At 74.5% G+C, this 15,423-nt stretch carries 9 protein-coding genes; all 9 read right to left on the bottom strand.

The window, feature by feature from the left end:
* Nucleotides 1-9: 9 nt before the first annotated feature.
* The 9 genes from AB5J50_RS38085 to AB5J50_RS38045 are packed head-to-tail and all read right to left on the bottom strand — an operon-like array spanning nt 10 to nt 15,220.
* On the bottom strand, nt 10-696 hold the full coding sequence (locus AB5J50_RS38085; protein WP_327432565.1) for an alpha/beta fold hydrolase: 687 nt from the start codon (nt 694-696) through the stop codon (nt 10-12).
* A complete protein-coding gene (locus tag AB5J50_RS38080) occupies nt 693-2,060 on the bottom strand; it encodes a condensation domain-containing protein (RefSeq protein WP_369263211.1) in 1,368 nt (455 codons plus the stop codon). The genes AB5J50_RS38085 and AB5J50_RS38080 overlap by 4 nt, the downstream gene beginning before the upstream one ends.
* Before the next feature lie 4 nt (nt 2,061-2,064).
* Nucleotides 2,065-2,919 (bottom strand): SDR family oxidoreductase, encoded by an 855-nt coding sequence (locus AB5J50_RS38075; RefSeq protein ID WP_369263210.1) that lies wholly within the window; start codon nt 2,917-2,919, stop codon nt 2,065-2,067.
* A complete protein-coding gene (locus tag AB5J50_RS38070; protein ID WP_369263209.1) occupies nt 2,916-4,310 on the bottom strand; it encodes an MFS transporter in 1,395 nt (464 codons plus the stop codon). The genes AB5J50_RS38075 and AB5J50_RS38070 overlap by 4 nt, the downstream gene beginning before the upstream one ends.
* Entirely contained in the window at nt 4,307-7,435 is a 3,129-nt protein-coding gene (locus tag AB5J50_RS38065; RefSeq protein ID WP_369263208.1) for a condensation domain-containing protein, read from the bottom strand. Before AB5J50_RS38065 ends, AB5J50_RS38070 begins: the two co-directional genes overlap by 4 nt.
* Complete coding sequence (locus AB5J50_RS38060; protein ID WP_369263206.1) at nt 7,432-8,589, bottom strand: MupA/Atu3671 family FMN-dependent luciferase-like monooxygenase; 1,158 nt, start codon at nt 8,587-8,589, stop codon at nt 7,432-7,434. The genes AB5J50_RS38065 and AB5J50_RS38060 overlap by 4 nt, the downstream gene beginning before the upstream one ends.
* Nucleotides 8,582-11,722, bottom strand: coding sequence for a type I polyketide synthase (locus AB5J50_RS38055; protein WP_369263204.1), 3,141 nt, complete (start codon nt 11,720-11,722; stop codon nt 8,582-8,584). Before AB5J50_RS38055 ends, AB5J50_RS38060 begins: the two co-directional genes overlap by 8 nt.
* Entirely contained in the window at nt 11,719-14,955 is a 3,237-nt protein-coding gene (locus tag AB5J50_RS38050; RefSeq protein WP_369263203.1) for an amino acid adenylation domain-containing protein, read from the bottom strand. Before AB5J50_RS38050 ends, AB5J50_RS38055 begins: the two co-directional genes overlap by 4 nt.
* Nucleotides 14,948-15,220 carry a hypothetical protein gene (locus AB5J50_RS38045; protein WP_369263202.1) on the bottom strand — a complete coding sequence of 91 codons (273 nt, stop codon included), beginning with the start codon at nt 15,218-15,220 and terminating at the stop codon, nt 14,948-14,950. Before AB5J50_RS38045 ends, AB5J50_RS38050 begins: the two co-directional genes overlap by 8 nt.
* Nucleotides 15,221-15,423: the final 203 nt, after the last annotated feature.

Below are 15,423 nucleotides of genomic sequence, written 5' to 3'. Positions count from 1 at the left end.
TCGTGGGGGTCACAGCTGCTCCTCGATGACGCGCCACAGCTCCGGCATGGCGTCCAGCAGATAGAGGTGACCGCCGGGCAGATGCAGGGCGGTGTACTCCTCGGTCGTGAAGGTCTTCCAGTCGTCCCACTCCTCGACGGGGGCGGCCACGGTGTCCGTGGTCCCGCGCAGCGCGGTGAGCGGCACCGGCAGCGGGTCGAGGCCGCTGGGCTCGTACGTGCTGAGCAGCCGCGCGTCGGCGCGCAGCACCGGCAGCAACAGGGCACGCAGCTCAGGGTGGTTGAGCGCCTCGAAGCCCCGCTGTCCGTCCAGTTCCAGGCCGGCGACGGCTTCGTCGTCGTTGTCGCTGAGCGGGAGGTAGCCGCGGTGGCGCGGGCTGCGCGAACCGCTGACGATCAGCCGCCGCGGCAACGGGCCCCCGGTGGCGAGCAGATGACGGACGGTCTCGTAGGCGAGGAGCGCGCCGAAGCTGTGCCCGAAGATCACGAACGGCTCTCCGGCCGCCGCCGCGACGATCCGCTCGGCGGTGCCCGCCGCGGCCTCGGCGAAGTCGGCCCAGCACGCCTTGGTGAACTCCTCCTCGCGGCCCGGGAGTTGAATGGGCACGGCGCGTGCGCGGTCCGAGGCCAGGGCCTTCCAGGGGCGGTACACCCCCGCTCCCGCTCCCGCGTACGGCAGACACATGACCTGTGTCATCGGACCTTCTCCTCAATCGTCGGTGCGTTCGGGGCCGACGCGACGAGCCGGCGGGTGACGGCCGCCGCGAGTGCGGGCAGCCTGCCTGCCCAGACCCCGTCGGCCGGGGCCTGGAGGACGCCTTCGAGGCGGGCGCCCGGCAGCTCGTTGAGCTGGAACTGGATCTCCGCCTGGGCGCCCAGCGGGTACACGGGAACGGTGTGCATCCGTACCGGTCCCGCCGGATGGAGCGGCCGCTGCCAGCTCTCGTAGGCGAACAGGGCCTGGTGGAGCGGCATCCGGCGGCTCGGCCGCGTCCGGGTGGCGCGTACCGTCTCGTCGTACGGCAGCTCCATGTGCAGGACGCCGTCGGTGAACGTCTCCCACACCCGGGGCAGCGCGCCGGGCGCGTCGAGGTGCCGCAGCCGCACCGGCAGCGTGGTGAGCAGACAGCCGATCTCGCCGGCCTGGTCCGGGGTGCGCAGGGAGACCGGCGTACCGACGCAGAAGTCGTCCGCGCCGCTGAGTTCGGCGAGCGCCTGCCCGTACGCGGTGAGCAGCACCGCGAACGGCGGGCAGGCGGCGCTCCGGGCGGCGTCCCGCACCGCGGGGCCGAGGCCGTCGGCGAACCGGACGCGATGTGTGCGGACCTCGGCACCGGCGAGTTCGCGCTGCGAGGGGCCGGGGCCTTCGACGGGCAGATCGGGTACGCCGTCGAGTGCGGCACGCCAGTAGGCGACGAGCTCTTCCCTGCGGTCGGCGGACGGCTCCGGCGGGGTGCCGTGCGACCGGGGCGGCTCCGGCGGCTCGGGCTCGTCCGCGACGGTCCGGGCGTAGGCACGGGCCAGGTCGGCCGTGAACACCTCGTGGGACAGGCCGTCGTACGCGATGTGGTGCGTCAGCACATAGAGCGTGGCGGCGGGCACGGGGGCGGTGGCGGTTGCGTACGTGTCCGGGGCGCCGTCCGCCTCGGCCGCGCCGGGGTCCGGGGCGAGCGCGAGGGCGAGATGGCGGCCGTGGTCCAGGTCGAGCAGGTCCGGGGCGGACAGTGCCCGCTCCGCGTCCCGGAAGCCGGCGCCGGGAGCCAGCGGCAGCAGCGGCGGTTCGGCCGCCAACGGGAGGACCGTGCGCAGCAGCCGCCCGCCCTCGGCGGTGAACACCGAGCGCAGCGCGGGGTGGCGCGCGACGACCCGGCGGGCCGCCTCGGTCAGCGCCGCCCGGTCGAGCGGCCCTTCGACCCGTATCGCGCTGAGGACGCGCCAGGCGGGGGAACCCGGCGCGATCCGCTCGGCGAACCAGAACTGGCGCTCGGCCGGCGAGACCGGCTGCTGGTGCGGCTGCTGGTGCTGGAACTGCTGCTGCTGTGAAGGGAGTTCGAGTCTCATCGCGTCACCGCACCGTGTAACCGGCGTCGACCGTCACGGTGGTGCCGGTGACATGGCGCGAGGCGTCGCTCGCCAGCCACAGGGCGGCGGCGGCCACGTCCTCGGGGTCGACGAGGGTGTGCATCGGCTGGTCCGCGGTGAACAGCGCCTCGTGCTCCTGGGCGGGGATGTCCAGGGCGCGCGCCACCTCCGAGAGCATCCGGCCGTCCATCGCGGGCTCGTCGCGGATGTTGCCCGGGCAGACCGCGTTGACCCGCACCCGGTGGGAGGCGTAGTCGAGCGCGCTCGCCTTGGTCAGACCGACGAGTCCGTGCTTGGCCGCGACGTACCCGGCGAAGTTGCGGTAGCCGACCAGGCCGGCGGTGGAGGCGATGTTCACGATCGATCCCCGGCGCCGCTCCACCATGGCGGGCGCGAACACCTTGGTCGTGCGCCAGGCTCCGCTCAGGTCGATGTCCAGCATCAACTGCCAGTCCTCCTCGGCCGTTTCGTGCACCGGCCGCCCGGAGGGCGCGACCACGCCCGCGTTGTTGACCAGCAGGTCCGGCGGACCGAAGCGGGCGGTCGCCGTCTCCCGCAGCCGGGTCAGCGCGTCCAGGTCCCGTACGTCGACGGCCGCGGTCAGGAGAGCCGCGCCGAGCTTGCCGCACTGCTCGGCGGTGTACGCGAGCTGGCTCTCGGTGCCCAGCGGGTACGGGACCCCGTCGATGTCGGCTGCCGTGTCGAGCAGGACCAGGTCGGCGCCCTCGGCCGCGAAGGCGAGCGCGCAGGCACGTCCGGCCCCGCGGGCGGCTCCGGTGATCACCGCGGTGCGCCCTTCGAGGCGGCCGGTGGGCGGGGCGGGGTGCAGCGGGGTCATCGGGTACGCACCTTTCCCGGGCCGGTGTCCGAGGCCCGGTCCGTCTCAACGGGGCTGTCGACGGGGAGAGTTGACGTGAGCGCTGCGGCTCCGTCGGCCTCCTCGGCCACTCGGGGCCCGTCGGCGGCCGGCCGTACGTCCATGTCCTTGAGCGCGGGCCGGCGCCAGCTCGCCGCGATCAGGACCAGATAGACGAGGGCGAAGCACAGCATCGGGACGCGCAGCCCGGCCAGGTCCACCAGCCAGCCCGCGGTCAGGACGCCGAGCGGGGCCGAGGTGAGGGCCATGGCGCCGGTGAGGCCGAAGACCCGGCCGCGCAGCTCCTCGGGGACGCGTTCGAGCATGACGGTCGACAGCATCGGGTTGAGGGGCCCGCCGGCCACACCGGTGAGGAAACAGATCACCGTGACGCCGACGGCGCCGGGCTGGAGGACGAGCAGCAGCCGCAGCGCCGCGACCATCGCGAAGCAGCCGAAGAGGGTGTAGCGGCGGCTGGAGAGGAAGGTCCTGCTGGCGGGCCCGTACAGGAAGGTGCCCACGATCGAGCCGATGCCGACCGCCCCGAGGAACCAGCCCATGGCCGCGCTGCTGTGCAGCACGTCCTGCGCGTACACCGGCAGGAACAGCGGGGTGAAGGCGTCGTCGAGGAAGTTGGTGACCACCACGAACGCGGTCATGGCGCCGATCACCGGCATCGTCCTGACCAGTGCCATGCCCTCCCGCAGCTGGCCGAAGAAGCCGAAGCCGCTCTGCGCGGAGCCCTTGTTGGCCTCGCCGCCGGGCACCGCGAACGCCACCAGGGCGGCGGCGACCAGGAAGGTGCCGGCGTCGACGTACATGCCGACGACCGAGTCGGTCGCCGCGACCAGCACACCCGCCAGCGGAGCACCGGCCACCAGGCCGAGCCGGGGGGCGGCCTGGTACCAGGAGTTGACGCTCTCCAGGCGCGCGCCCGCGTTCTCGGTGACCGGTTTGAGCAGGGTCATCCGGGCCGCGGTCGCGGGTGTCGCCACCACGGTCCGTGCGAAGAGCAGGGCGAGCAGCAGCGGGATGGGCAGCCCCGTGGTCGCGTCGAGCAGCGGCACGAGCAGGACGAGCAGGCCTGCCGCCAGGTCCGACAGCACGCTCAGCCGGCGCCCGCCGAACCGGTCGACGAGGACGCCGCCGACGGCCCCCGCGAAGATCAGCGGGACCGCGCCGATGAAGCCGGCCAGACCGGTGGTGGCGGTGGAGCCGGTGGTGTGCAGCACGTACAGCGGCACGGTCACCACGGTGATCGCGTTGCCGAACGCCGACAGGTACTGGGCGGTGAGGAGGGCGGCGAGGGGGCTTCGGCGGCCTGCCGACGTGGTGCGGGCGCCGGTCGCCGTCGTACCGGGCGCCGCGCTCATCGTCGTACCCCCTGCCGGTCGCGGCGCTCGCGGCTGAGCCGCTCGAAGAGGCGTTCCATGGTCTCCTCCATCACTCCTGTCACTCCCGGGACACCGTCCGGATCCTGGGGCTGCCGCGGCGCGGTGAGCAGATCGCGCAGTTCTCGTGCGGCCAGCTCCGCGGTGGCGCGGACCGCCTCGGGGTCCACCGCGTCCGGGTTGTGGAGCCAGCGCAGGACCAGGGCGCCGTCGCGCAGCGCGATCGCCACGTCGACGTCGACCGGGCGTTCGACGTCCTCGTTGCCGGTCGCCGCGGTCTCCGTGGACCGGGTGAAGAGCCCGCCGGTTCCGTTCGCCGGATCCGCCAGCTCGCCGACGTAGTTGACGATCACCCGGGGCTCGCCGAGCGTGGCGAACTCCTCGCGCAGCCGGGTGTCCGCGGCACAGCCGAGCAGCCCGAAGGTCTTGCCGGAGTCGGGCACGGCGCGCAGTGCCGCGGCGGTGGCCCGCAGGTCGTCCGCCGCGCTGCCGCCGGTGAGCGGCACCCGGAGTGGGAAGGGCGCCGAGTAGTAGCCGACGGCCCGGTCGGGGTCCCAGCCGGGCAGCGTGGCCAGCGGATCGCGGCCGAGGCCGATCAGCCAGTACGACGCCTGCTCGTCCGGGGCCCAGGGGCGCAGGGCGCGGGCGACGGCGGTCAGCGCCACGGGCTCCAGCGGTCCGTGCCACTCGGCGGGCAGCTCCACCTCCACCTCGAACTGCCGCTCGCCGCCGTACACGTTGGGCCCGTCGAGGCTCCAGCGGTACGCGCCCGCTCCGGCCAGCTGGGCCCGCCAGTACGCCGCGTGCGGGGCGGGGTCGAGGGCCCTGACGGCCGCCGCGTGCTCCGCGTAGCCCGCCTTCTCGCCGGTGAGCGGCTCGCCCCGGTAGGCCCGGGCCAGGTCCGCGATGACGATGCCCCACGACATCCCGTCGATGACGAGGTGGCTCGCGCCGAGCACCACACGGTCCGGGACGCCGGACGCCCCGGGCAGATGGCTGACCGCGAACAGCACGCCGGCCGCCAGGTCGAAGTCCGCGCGCTGGGCTGCGACGACCGGCTCCGGGTCGGTTCCGGCAGGCTCGGCCGACCAGCGCCAGGCCTCACCGGGCACGATGCGCGGCCCCAAGTCGCCGGAACCGTCGGTGGGTTGATAGGCAGTGGTCAGCGTCGGGTGGGCGCGCACCACCGCCTTCGCTGCGTCCCGCAGCCGGTCCGCGTCGAGCGGCCCGGCCGCCTCCAGGACGTAGCTGTGGGCGAAGGACTCCACCCGGTCCAGGCCACGGCCGAGCAGCATCTCCTGCTCGGGCCCGAGCGGACCCGCCGCCGGAACCGGGGCGCTTTGCGGGGCTCCGGCGCGGCGGGCGCCGAGCGTCTCGGCGAGCCGGCCGAGCACCGGGTGGGTGAAGACGTCCTTGAGGGTGGCGGTGAACCCGGCCTCCCGGAGCCGGTGGGCGAGGCGCACGGCGAGCAGGGAGGTGCCGCCGGAGGTGAAGAAGACGTCCTCGGGGGCGGCCCGGTCCGTGCCGAGCACCTCGCACCAGGCGTCGGTGACCCGGCGCAGGTCCTCGTCCGCGGCCCGTCCCGGCTCCGCTCGCGGCCCCGCCTCGGCGGGCGGGGAGAGCAGGGAGACGGGGGGCTGCGCGAGCCGGGGAGCGGGCCGGCGCAGCGGTTCGTCGGGCCGCTCGGCGAACTGCTCGACGATCTGCAGCAGCCGCCCGGCGAGCGAGGCGACGGTGGCGCGGTCGAAGAGCGCCGTGCGGTACTCCATGCGCCCGTAGACCACGTCGCCCACCTGCCACCAGGCGGTCGTGAGGTCCATGGTGGAGACGCCCTCGGGAACGGCGTTGGCGTACACCTCGGCACCGGGCAGCCCCAGGGCCTTGGAGTCGTCGATGTCGAGCTGCACCAGCATGGTCTGGAGCAGCGGATGCCGGGTGGCCGACCGGTCGGGCGCCACGGCCTGGACGATCTCCCCGAAGGGCACCTCGCGGTGGTCGGCCACCGCTGCGGCGGCCGCGGCCGTGGCGGTGAGCACGTCGTTCGGGGTGGGGTTCTCGGGCAGCCGGATCCGCAGCGGGATGCTGGTGAGCAGGAACCCGATGAGCGGGGTGGTCTCCGGTTCGCCGCGGGTGGCGGCGGGGATGCCGACGACCAGGTCGCGCAGACCTGTCCGCTCGTACAACAGGGCGGCGTACGCGGCCGTCATCGCGGTGGCCGGGGTGGTGCGGGCCGCCCGGGCGCGGGCGGCGAAGGCGAGGCCCACTTCCCGGTCGAGGATGAAGCCGTAGTGCTCCCCGGCGTGGTCGGCGGTGTCGGGACTGTGGTCGTAGGGCAGCGCGAGCCGCTCCGGCACCCCGTCCAGGAAGGTCCGCCAGAACTCCCGGTGACGCTCGCCGTGCGGGCCGGCGAAGCGTTCGCGCTGCCAGTGCGCCCAGTCGCCGAACTGCACGGGCAGCTCGGCCACTTGGGGTTCCCGGTCCTCGGACAGCGCCCGGTAGTGCTCCAGGAGTTCGTCGTTGAGGCGCACGTACGACCACTGGTCGACGAAGGAGTGCGGCATCGTCTCGACGATCTGGTGGTCTCCCTCGGCGACCTTCGCCACGGCGAGCCGCAGGACGGGGTCACGGGCCAGGTCGAAGGGGCGGCGCACCTGTTCCGCGATGAACTCCTGCCGGCGCCGCTCGATCCGCTCGTCGGAGTCCTGGGACGGGTCGGCGGCCGACAGGTCGGCGTAGCTGATCTCGGCCCGCCGGTCCGGGTGGACCCGCAGATAGGGCCTGCCGCCCTCGGACTCGGCGTTCGCGCGCAGCAGTTCGTGCCGGAGTACCACCGCGTCCGCGGCCCGGGTGAAGGTGTCCAGGTCGAACGCGCCGGCCACGCGCAGCCCGTACCCGAGGGTGTACGTGGTGGTCCCGGGGTCCAACTGGTCGAGGATCCACAGGCGTTCCTGGTCCATGCCGAGCGGGAACCGGTCGCGGGGGCCCGGCCTGCGCCGCAGCTGCGGGCCGTCGCGCTCGGCGAGCCGGGCGGTGAGGGCGGCCCGCTGGGCGGGGCTGAGCCGGGCGAGCCGGCCGGCCAGGCGTGACTTGTCGACGGGCGCGCTCACGCGGACACCTCCGGGATCAGGGCAGGCTGGTCCGCCGCAGCGGTCGGAGCCGGGGCCGTGCGCAGGCCGAACAGTGCGGGCAGCGCGGCGAGGACGTCGGCGGCGGGCAGGCCGAAGTCGACCAGGCAGCCCACCTCGTCCGCGCCCGCGGCGGCCAGCTCGGCGAGGACACCGCGGGCCTTGGCGGGGGAACCGAGCAGGGAAGGGCCGGTGAGGAAGTCCAGGTAGGCGCTCTCCACGAGGACCTCGTCGTCCCCGCCGCCGGTCTGGTTGCGGAAGGACCGCAGATAGGCGTGCATCGCCGGGCGCAGGAAGTCCTCCAGGTCGTCCCGCTCACTGACGTACGCGTGGGCCATGACCACCACGTCGCCCTCGCCGGGGTGCCCGGCGTCCCGCCAGGCCTGCCGGTAGTGGGCGATGTTCTCGCGCAGCGCGGTCATCGTCTGGCCGAGCAGCGCGGTCATCACGCCGTACCCGGCCCGGGCCGCGTCGGTGAAGGTGCGCCTTGTGCCGGTCGCGGTGAGCCAGACGGGCAGCTCGGCCGTGACCGGGCGGGGACGGGTGCGGATCTGCGGGGTGGTGCCCGCGGTGGAGGGGTAGGGCAGGGCGTCGCCGCGCCACAGGGCGCGGATCTCCTCGATGGACCGGAAGGTGGTCTCGCGCCGGTCGGCGTAGTCGGTGCGGGCCAGGACGAAGTCGTCGGGGTGCCAGCCGCTGGCGAAGGAGATCCCGGCCCGGCCGCCGGAGAGGCTGTCCACCAGCGCCCAGTCCTCGGCGACGCGCGCCGGGTGGTGCAGCGGTGCGGCCACACTGCCCGCCCGGATCCCGATGGAGCGGGTCCGCGCGGCCACCGCGGCGGCGAGCACCGCCGGGTTGGGGGAGAAACCGCCGAAGTCGACGAAGTGGCGCTCCGGCAGCCAGACCGCGTGCAGCCCCGCCTCGTCGGCGCGGGCGGCGGCCTCCAGGACGAACGGGTAGTACGCGGACGCGTCGGCGTGGTCGGCGCTCGCGAAGAAGTACAGGCTGTGCCGCAGCCGGGCGGGCGGCGCGGCGGCCGCCTCCGGCGGCCGTGTCTGCCGGGCCCGCAGGCCCGAGCTGAGCCTGCGCCGCTGTTCGGGGGTGAGCGCGCCGAGGCGCGCGGAGAGGTCACTCATCGTGCTGCCCGCTCTCTGCCTCTATCTCTTCCAGCAGCCGCAGCAGTTCGGCGTCGTCGCGCTGTGCGGCGAGTTCGCCGACCCGGGCGGTGAACCCGGCGAGCGACGAGTGCTCGTACAGGTCCTGCAGGCGCACCTCGACGAGCAGCGCGTCGTTGACGACGCTGACCAGCTGGGCGGCGTGCAGGGAGGTGCCGCCGAGGTCGAAGAAGTTGTCCTCGGTGCGCAGGTGGGTGACGCCGAAGGCCTCCGCCCAGATGCGGCGGACGGCGTCGGCGGTGGTTTCCTCGGCGTCCTCGCCTGCGTCGCCGGCCGGGAGGTCACCCGGGCCGGCCGCTGTGCCCGGCGCCTGGTGCGTCACGTCCCGCGCGGACCAGGCCTGTGCGGGAGAGGCGTACGGATCCGGGGTGCCGCCCGCCGTGGGCTCGTCGGCCGGTGCCGCCACCCAGTGCCGGTCGTCGGCGAAGGGGTAGCCCGGCAGCAGGACGGCCTCGGCGGGCCGTGCCGGGGCGGGCTGCGGGTACCCGGCGGTCCACAGAGCGGCGAGCGCGGCCCGCAGCTCCGCGGGCTCGTCGGCGGCGGCACCGTCGCGCGGGGCACGCCCGGAGGCGTCCACGACGAGCGGATCGCGTCCCGCGCCCCTGGCCGCCTGCCGTACGAGCGCGGTCAGGGCGTTCGCGCGGTGCAGCCCGAACACGGCGGCGGGACGGGCGTCGAGGAGGGCGGTGACCGCGTCGGCGAAGCGGACCGGGGAGTCCAACTGCCGTCCCCAGTACGCGGGATCGGTGGCCTCCTGTCCGGTGAGCGGGGCGCCGGTCAGACCGGAGAGGACGGGGACGGCCGGCGCCGACGCGGGGAGCGTGGCGACGAACTCCGTGAACTCCCGCGCGGCCCGGGCCATCATGCGCGAATGGAAGGCGCGGGTCGCGGGCAGCCGGGTGGTGCGCACCCCGGCCTCGCGGCAGCGCTCCTCGAAGGCGGCGAGCGCGTCCTCGGGGCCTCCGCAGACCGTGTTGTCCGGCCCGTTGAGCAGGCAGACGTCCACGTCGAGTCCGGCCGAGAGTTCCGCGGCCAGGCTCTCCCCGGCCTGTACGGCGGCCATCGCCCCCGGCTCCGCGGCGGCCATCAGGCGGCCTCTGCGGACGACGGCGGCGGCCGCGTCCCCGACGGTGAAGACACCGGCGTACGCGGCGGCGGTCAGCTCACCGACGCTGTGCCCGAGCAGCAGGCCGGGGCGGATCCCCCGGCGTTCGAGCAGCCGCAGCCCGGACAGTCCGAGCACGAACAGCAGGGGCTGTACGACGGCGGTGTCGAGCAGCCTCGGGTCGCCGGCGGGCCAGTCCCGGGCGTCCCCCAGGTCCGGTCCGCCCGCCGCCCGCACCACGGAGGCGAGTTCGGCCAGGTCGGCCGCGAACTCGGGGTCCGCGTCCGCCAGTCGGGCCCCGGCTCCGGCCAGGTCGATGCCCTGGCCGGGCAGCACGACGCCGAGCAGCGGCTCCGGTTCGGCCCGGCGGCCGCCGCCCTCCTCGGCGAGCGCGGTGAGGGCGGAGCGCAGCCTCTGCCGGGCGGCGGAAGGATCGGCGGGCAGGGTGACGGCCCAGCGCTCGGGCAGGACCCGGCGGTGGTGCCAGAGGGTTCCGGCGAGCACGTCGAGGGGAACATCGGCCCCGGGACCGTCCAGCCACGCGGTCAGATCGCGCGCCTTGTGGCGCAGGGCCCGGGAATCGGCCGCGGAGAGCACGACGGTGGACGGGGCCGCGTCGGCCGGGTCGCCGCTCTCGGGGGCGGACTCCGGTGCCCGGGTGAGCAGGACATGGCAGTTGGTGCCGCCCAGACCGAAGGAACTCACTCCGGCGGTAAGAGGCCGGTCGGCGGGCCATGCCCGGGCGGTGCGGGGCAGTTCGAAGCGGGGCGATCCCAGGTCCGCGTCCGGGCCGTCGCCCGGCTGTGCGGGCGTCGGGGGCAGCACGCCCGCCTCCACCGCGAGGACGGCCTTGATCAGCCCGATGACTCCGGCGGCGGTGTCGCAGTGGCCGATGTTCGGCTTGACCGATCCCAGGGCGAGAGCGGGGTGTGCGGCCGGCCGGCCGTACACCTCGGCGAGAGCGGACAGTTCGACCTGGTCGCCCAGCTGGGTGCCGGTTCCGTGGGTCTCGACGTAGCCCACGTCGTCCGGGTCGAGCCCGGCGGCGGCGAGCGCCTCGCGCAGCACCTCGGCCTGGCCGATCGGGCTGGGCGCGGTCTGGCTCATCCGGTCGCCGCCGTCGTTGTTGACCGCGCTGCCCAGGAGCAGTGCGCGGGCCCGCTCGCCGGTGTCCGGCAGGTCGGCGGCGCGACGCAGGACCACGATGCCCGCACCGCTGGACGGCACGGTGCCCGCGCTGCCCTGGGTGAAGGCGCGGCAGCGGCCGTCGGGCGAGGTGATGCCGCCCTCGGTGTACTCGTACGCGGGGTCCGGGCTGGTGTGGACCGTGGCACCGCCCGCGATCGCGATGTCGCACTCGTAGGTGAGCAGGCTGCGGATGGCCTGGTGGACGGCGACCAGGGAGGTCGAGCAGGCCGTCTGCACGGTGATGCTGGGGCCCGTCAGGCCGAGCCGGTACGACAGGCCGGTGGCGAGGAAGTCCCGGGAGTTGCCGAGGGCGAGCTGCTCGGGCCCGAGGGCGCGTACGGTCTTCTCGTCCTTGAGCACGTGGTCGCGGAAGTAGGCGTCGGTGCCGCAGCCCACGAACACACCCATCCGGTCGGCGGTGCGCGTCGTGTCGATGCCCGCGTCTTCCAGGGCGTGCCAGGCCAGTTCGGTCAGCACGCGGTGCTGGGGGTCGGTTGCGGCGGCCTGGGCGGGCAGCATCCCGAACAGCTCGGCGTCGAAGCGGTCGTACCGGTCGATCTGTCCCGCGCGCGTCGGCGGCTTCCCCTGGGCGCCTGAGCCACTGGCGTGCGTGCCATCGGAGTCCGTGCCGACGGCGGCCGGCAGGCTGACCGTGCCGGCGACCAGGGACTCCCAGAACTCCTGCGGCTGCGAACTCCCAGGCACCCGCAGGGACATGCCCACGACGGCGACGGCGTGGTCCGCGGCGCCGGGGCCGGGGCCAGTGCCGTCCGCGTCGTTCACGGTGTGCTGCTCGCTCACGCTTCCTCCTGGGGGTGGCGCCCTGCGGGGGGCGGACCGATGACGGCCGCGAGTCGGCGCGGGGTCGGGTTGCGGAAAATGTCCTTGAGCTGGGAGCCGGTGAAGCCCGTCGAACGCTGCAGGGCGTTGAGCCGCACGGCGAGCAGCGAATTGCCGCCCATCTCGAAGAAGTTGTCGTCCACGCCCACCGGGACGCCGAGCAACTGCTGCCACACCTCGCACAGTTGGTGCGCGGTGTCCGGCGCGCCCGCCGTACCCCCGGTCCGCCGTGCGGCGGAGTGCGGGCCGGTCGGGGCCGGTGATGCGGCTCGGCCGGACGGTTCCTCAGCAGGGCGGGCGGGTGCCTGCCGGGGTGAGGGGGCGGGCAGCCGGGCCGTGTCGAGTTTTCCGTTGGCGGTCAGCGGCAGCGCGGGCACCACGGTGAGCGTGGCGGGCAGGACGTGCGCGGGCAGCCGCTCGGCGAGCCACTGCCGGATCTCCGCCGTGTCCGCCCGCTGTTCCGGGGTGACCAGATAGGCGTCGATCCGTGCGGCGGCCGCGTCGTGTGCGTCGCGGACGACGGCCGCGGCCGCTGTCACGGCCGGATGGGCGAGCAACGTGCCGCGGATCTCGCCGAGTTCGATGCGATGGCCGCGGATCTTCACCTGGTCGTCGAGGCGCCCCAGATGCTCCAGCTCCCCGTCGGGCAGCAGCCGGCCCCGGTCCCCCGAGCGGTAGAGCAGCTCGTCGGGCCGCTCGGCGAGCCGTCCCCGGACGAAGCGCCCCTCGGTCAGTTCCGGGCGGTTGAGGTACCCGGCGGCCACACCGGCACCGCTGACATGGATCTCCCCGGGAACGCCGGGGGCGGCCGGGCGGCCCTCCTCGTCCAGGACGTACAGCCGCCAGCCCGGCAGCGCCCGGCCCACCGAGCGCGTACCGCTCAGCGCGTCGGCCCGGGTGAGGGTGCGCCAGGTGCAGTGCACGGTGGTCTCGGTGATGCCGTACATGTTCACCGCCCGGCAGACGCGCTCCGGGTAGCGGTCGAACCACGGAAGCAGCAGCGCGGGTTCGAGCGGCTCACCGCCGAAGATCAACAGCCGTACGGACAGTGGGACGTCGGCACTCTCGTCGGCGGCGAGCAGCTGGGCGAAGGCGGAGGGCGTCTGGTTGAGTACCGTGACCCGTTCGCGCGCGAGCAGGGCGTGGAACCGCTCGGGGTCGCGGGCGCTCCAGTGCGGTACGACGACGAGCCGCCCGCCGGTCAGCAGGCAGCCCCAGATCTCCCAGACGGAGAAGTCGAAGGCGAAGGAGTGGAAGAAGGACCACGCGTCGTGCTCGTCGAAGGCGAAGCCCTCGGGGCCGGCGGTGGCGGCCAGCAGGGCGGTGACGTTGCGGTGCCGCACCACCACGCCCTTGGGGGTGCCCGTCGAGCCCGAGGTGTGGATGACGTAGGCCGCGCGCTCCGGGTCGGCGGCGGGCAGCTCACGGCCCGGCCCCGTGGGGACGGCCGTGGGCGGCAGCAGCGTCAGGCCCGGCGGCAGCAGGGCGGGGTCGCGGTCGGTCACGGCCGTGGCGAGGCCGGTGTCCTCGGCGATGAAGGCGAGCCGGTCCTGGGGGTAGCCGGGGTCCAGCGGAACGTAGGCGGCACCGGCCTTCAGTACGGCGAGCAGCGCCACGACGAGGTCGAGGCCGCGCTCCAGGCAGACGCCCACCCGGTCGCCGGGCCGCACGTTCCGCTCGGCGAGGGCCAGGGCGAGCGCGGTGGAGCGTTCGTCGAGCTCCTGGTAGGTCAGCCGTTCGTCCTCGCAGACGACCGCGGTGCGGTCGGGGAGCCGGGCGGCCCGGGCGGCGAACAACGTGGGCAGATCGGCCGCGGGGGCGGCGAAGGGGTTCGCCGAGGGCGCGCCGCCCGGCTCCTCGGGCGCACCGGTGGGCCCCTCGGCGGTCAGCAGACGGGCGCGGGCGGCGGGCGGCAGGACGGAGAGTTCGCCGAGCGGGGTGTGCGGTTGTCCGACCATGGCGGTGAGCGTGGCCTCCAGTTGGCGGCAGAACTGTTCGGCCGCTCCGGCGTCGACCCGGTCGTGCCGGTACCGCAGCAGCCCCCGCAGCTCTCCGCCCAGGTCCTGGCGGAGGTAGAGGGCGAGCGGGAACTGGGCCGGGCCGAAGCCGGGGTCGGGGAGCGGGTGGGCGGTGAGGTCCGGGGCGGTGATCTCCGGCAGGGTCCGGCAGGGGACCACGACCAGGGACAGTCCGGCGCGGTCGGTGGCGGGCAGCACGGACGACAGCGGCAGATCGGCGTCGCGGTACGCGTCGAGGCAGCGGCGGTGCGCGCGGCGCAGCCAGTCGGCGACGGACTGCTCGTCGTCCAGGTCCAGCGGGACCGGGACGGTGGCGTTGAAGTAGCCGACGGTGGCGGCGTGCCGCGGGGTGCGCCGTGACACGGCCGCCCCGAGCACCGGGCGGGTGGTGCCGCTGTTGCGGCCGAGGACCAGGGCCGCGGCGGCGGTCATCAGGGAGTGCTGGGTGATGCCCAGTTCGGCGGCGAGCTTGGCCGCGCCCTCCCAGGTCTCCTCCGGGACGCGCAGGCCCACGGCCTCGTCGGGCGTCGTGCCGGTGGGGGCCGGTCCGCCGGCCGGGGTGCGGGCCCAGTCGAGCGAGCAGGACACCCCGCCCGCCAGCTCGGCCCGCAGGGCGGCGGCCCGTTCCTCGCGGGCGGGCGGCAGCTGGTGCCGGCCGTCGGCCCACTCGGCGAAGGACTGGACCGCGGTGGCCTCCTCGCCGGCCAGCAGCCACTGGGCCACGAGTGCCATGGACGTCTCGTCCACCACCAAGTGGTGTGCGGTCAGGACGAGATCGGCGGTACGGGGGGTGTAGCGGACCAGGACGGCATGGAGCAGGGGACCGCGCTCCAGGTCGAACGGGCGCAGCACCTCGCGCCGCAGCCGGGCGCGGGCGAGCGGGCCTTCGGGGTCGACCGGGGCCGTCATGGTGTGGAGCCGCGGAGCCCGCCGCGCGGGGGCGAACAACAGGGCGCCGTCCCGTTCCACGACCCGGGAGGCGAGCAGCGGATGGGCGGTGAGCAGCCGCGCGAACCGGGCGCGCAGCAGCTCCTCGTCGAGGGCGCCGTCGACGCGGTGGACGAGCGAGGAGTTGTACGTGGCGGGGAACTCGGCCTGCTGGTCGGCGGCGTAGAGATCGGCCTGGCCGGGGGTCAGCCGGTGCGTGACCCCGTCTTCCGGGTGCCGCTCAGCCATGGCGGACGGCGCGGACGGCGCCCTGGAGTGCGGCGGCGTCCGACGCTTCCAGGATGTCCAGATAGTCGATCTCCTCGCCGGTCAGCTCGAAGAGCTGGTGGGCGAGAAGCACCGCCTTGAAGGAGTCGCCGCCGTTCTCGATGAACCCCTGGGAGATATCGGCATCCGGCCCGAGAGACTCGTACCACAGGTCCAGAATTCTCTGGGCGAGATCCTGCTCCGCTGATACCTCAGGAGAATCGACGGACGTCCGCTCTTCCGGCATAAGTGCTCACCCATCCCGCTTGTGCGCTCTTTTTGAATTCGGCGAATCGCAGTGGACCGAGCAGGAGCATGGCGACCGGAGTCGATCAGCGTCAACGTCTCTTCCTGGGAGTTTGGAGATCCGTTTACTTTTCTGGATGTTATTCACACATAGTTGACGCAAAGCTGACGTGCGACTGATTAGTATCCGCCTGGATTGATGAA

The organism is Streptomyces sp. R35 (assembly GCF_041053035.1).
Taxonomy (GTDB): Bacteria; Actinomycetota; Actinomycetes; order Streptomycetales; family Streptomycetaceae; genus Streptomyces; species Streptomyces lutosisoli.
This window is presented reverse-complemented; position numbering and strand designations above follow the sequence as displayed.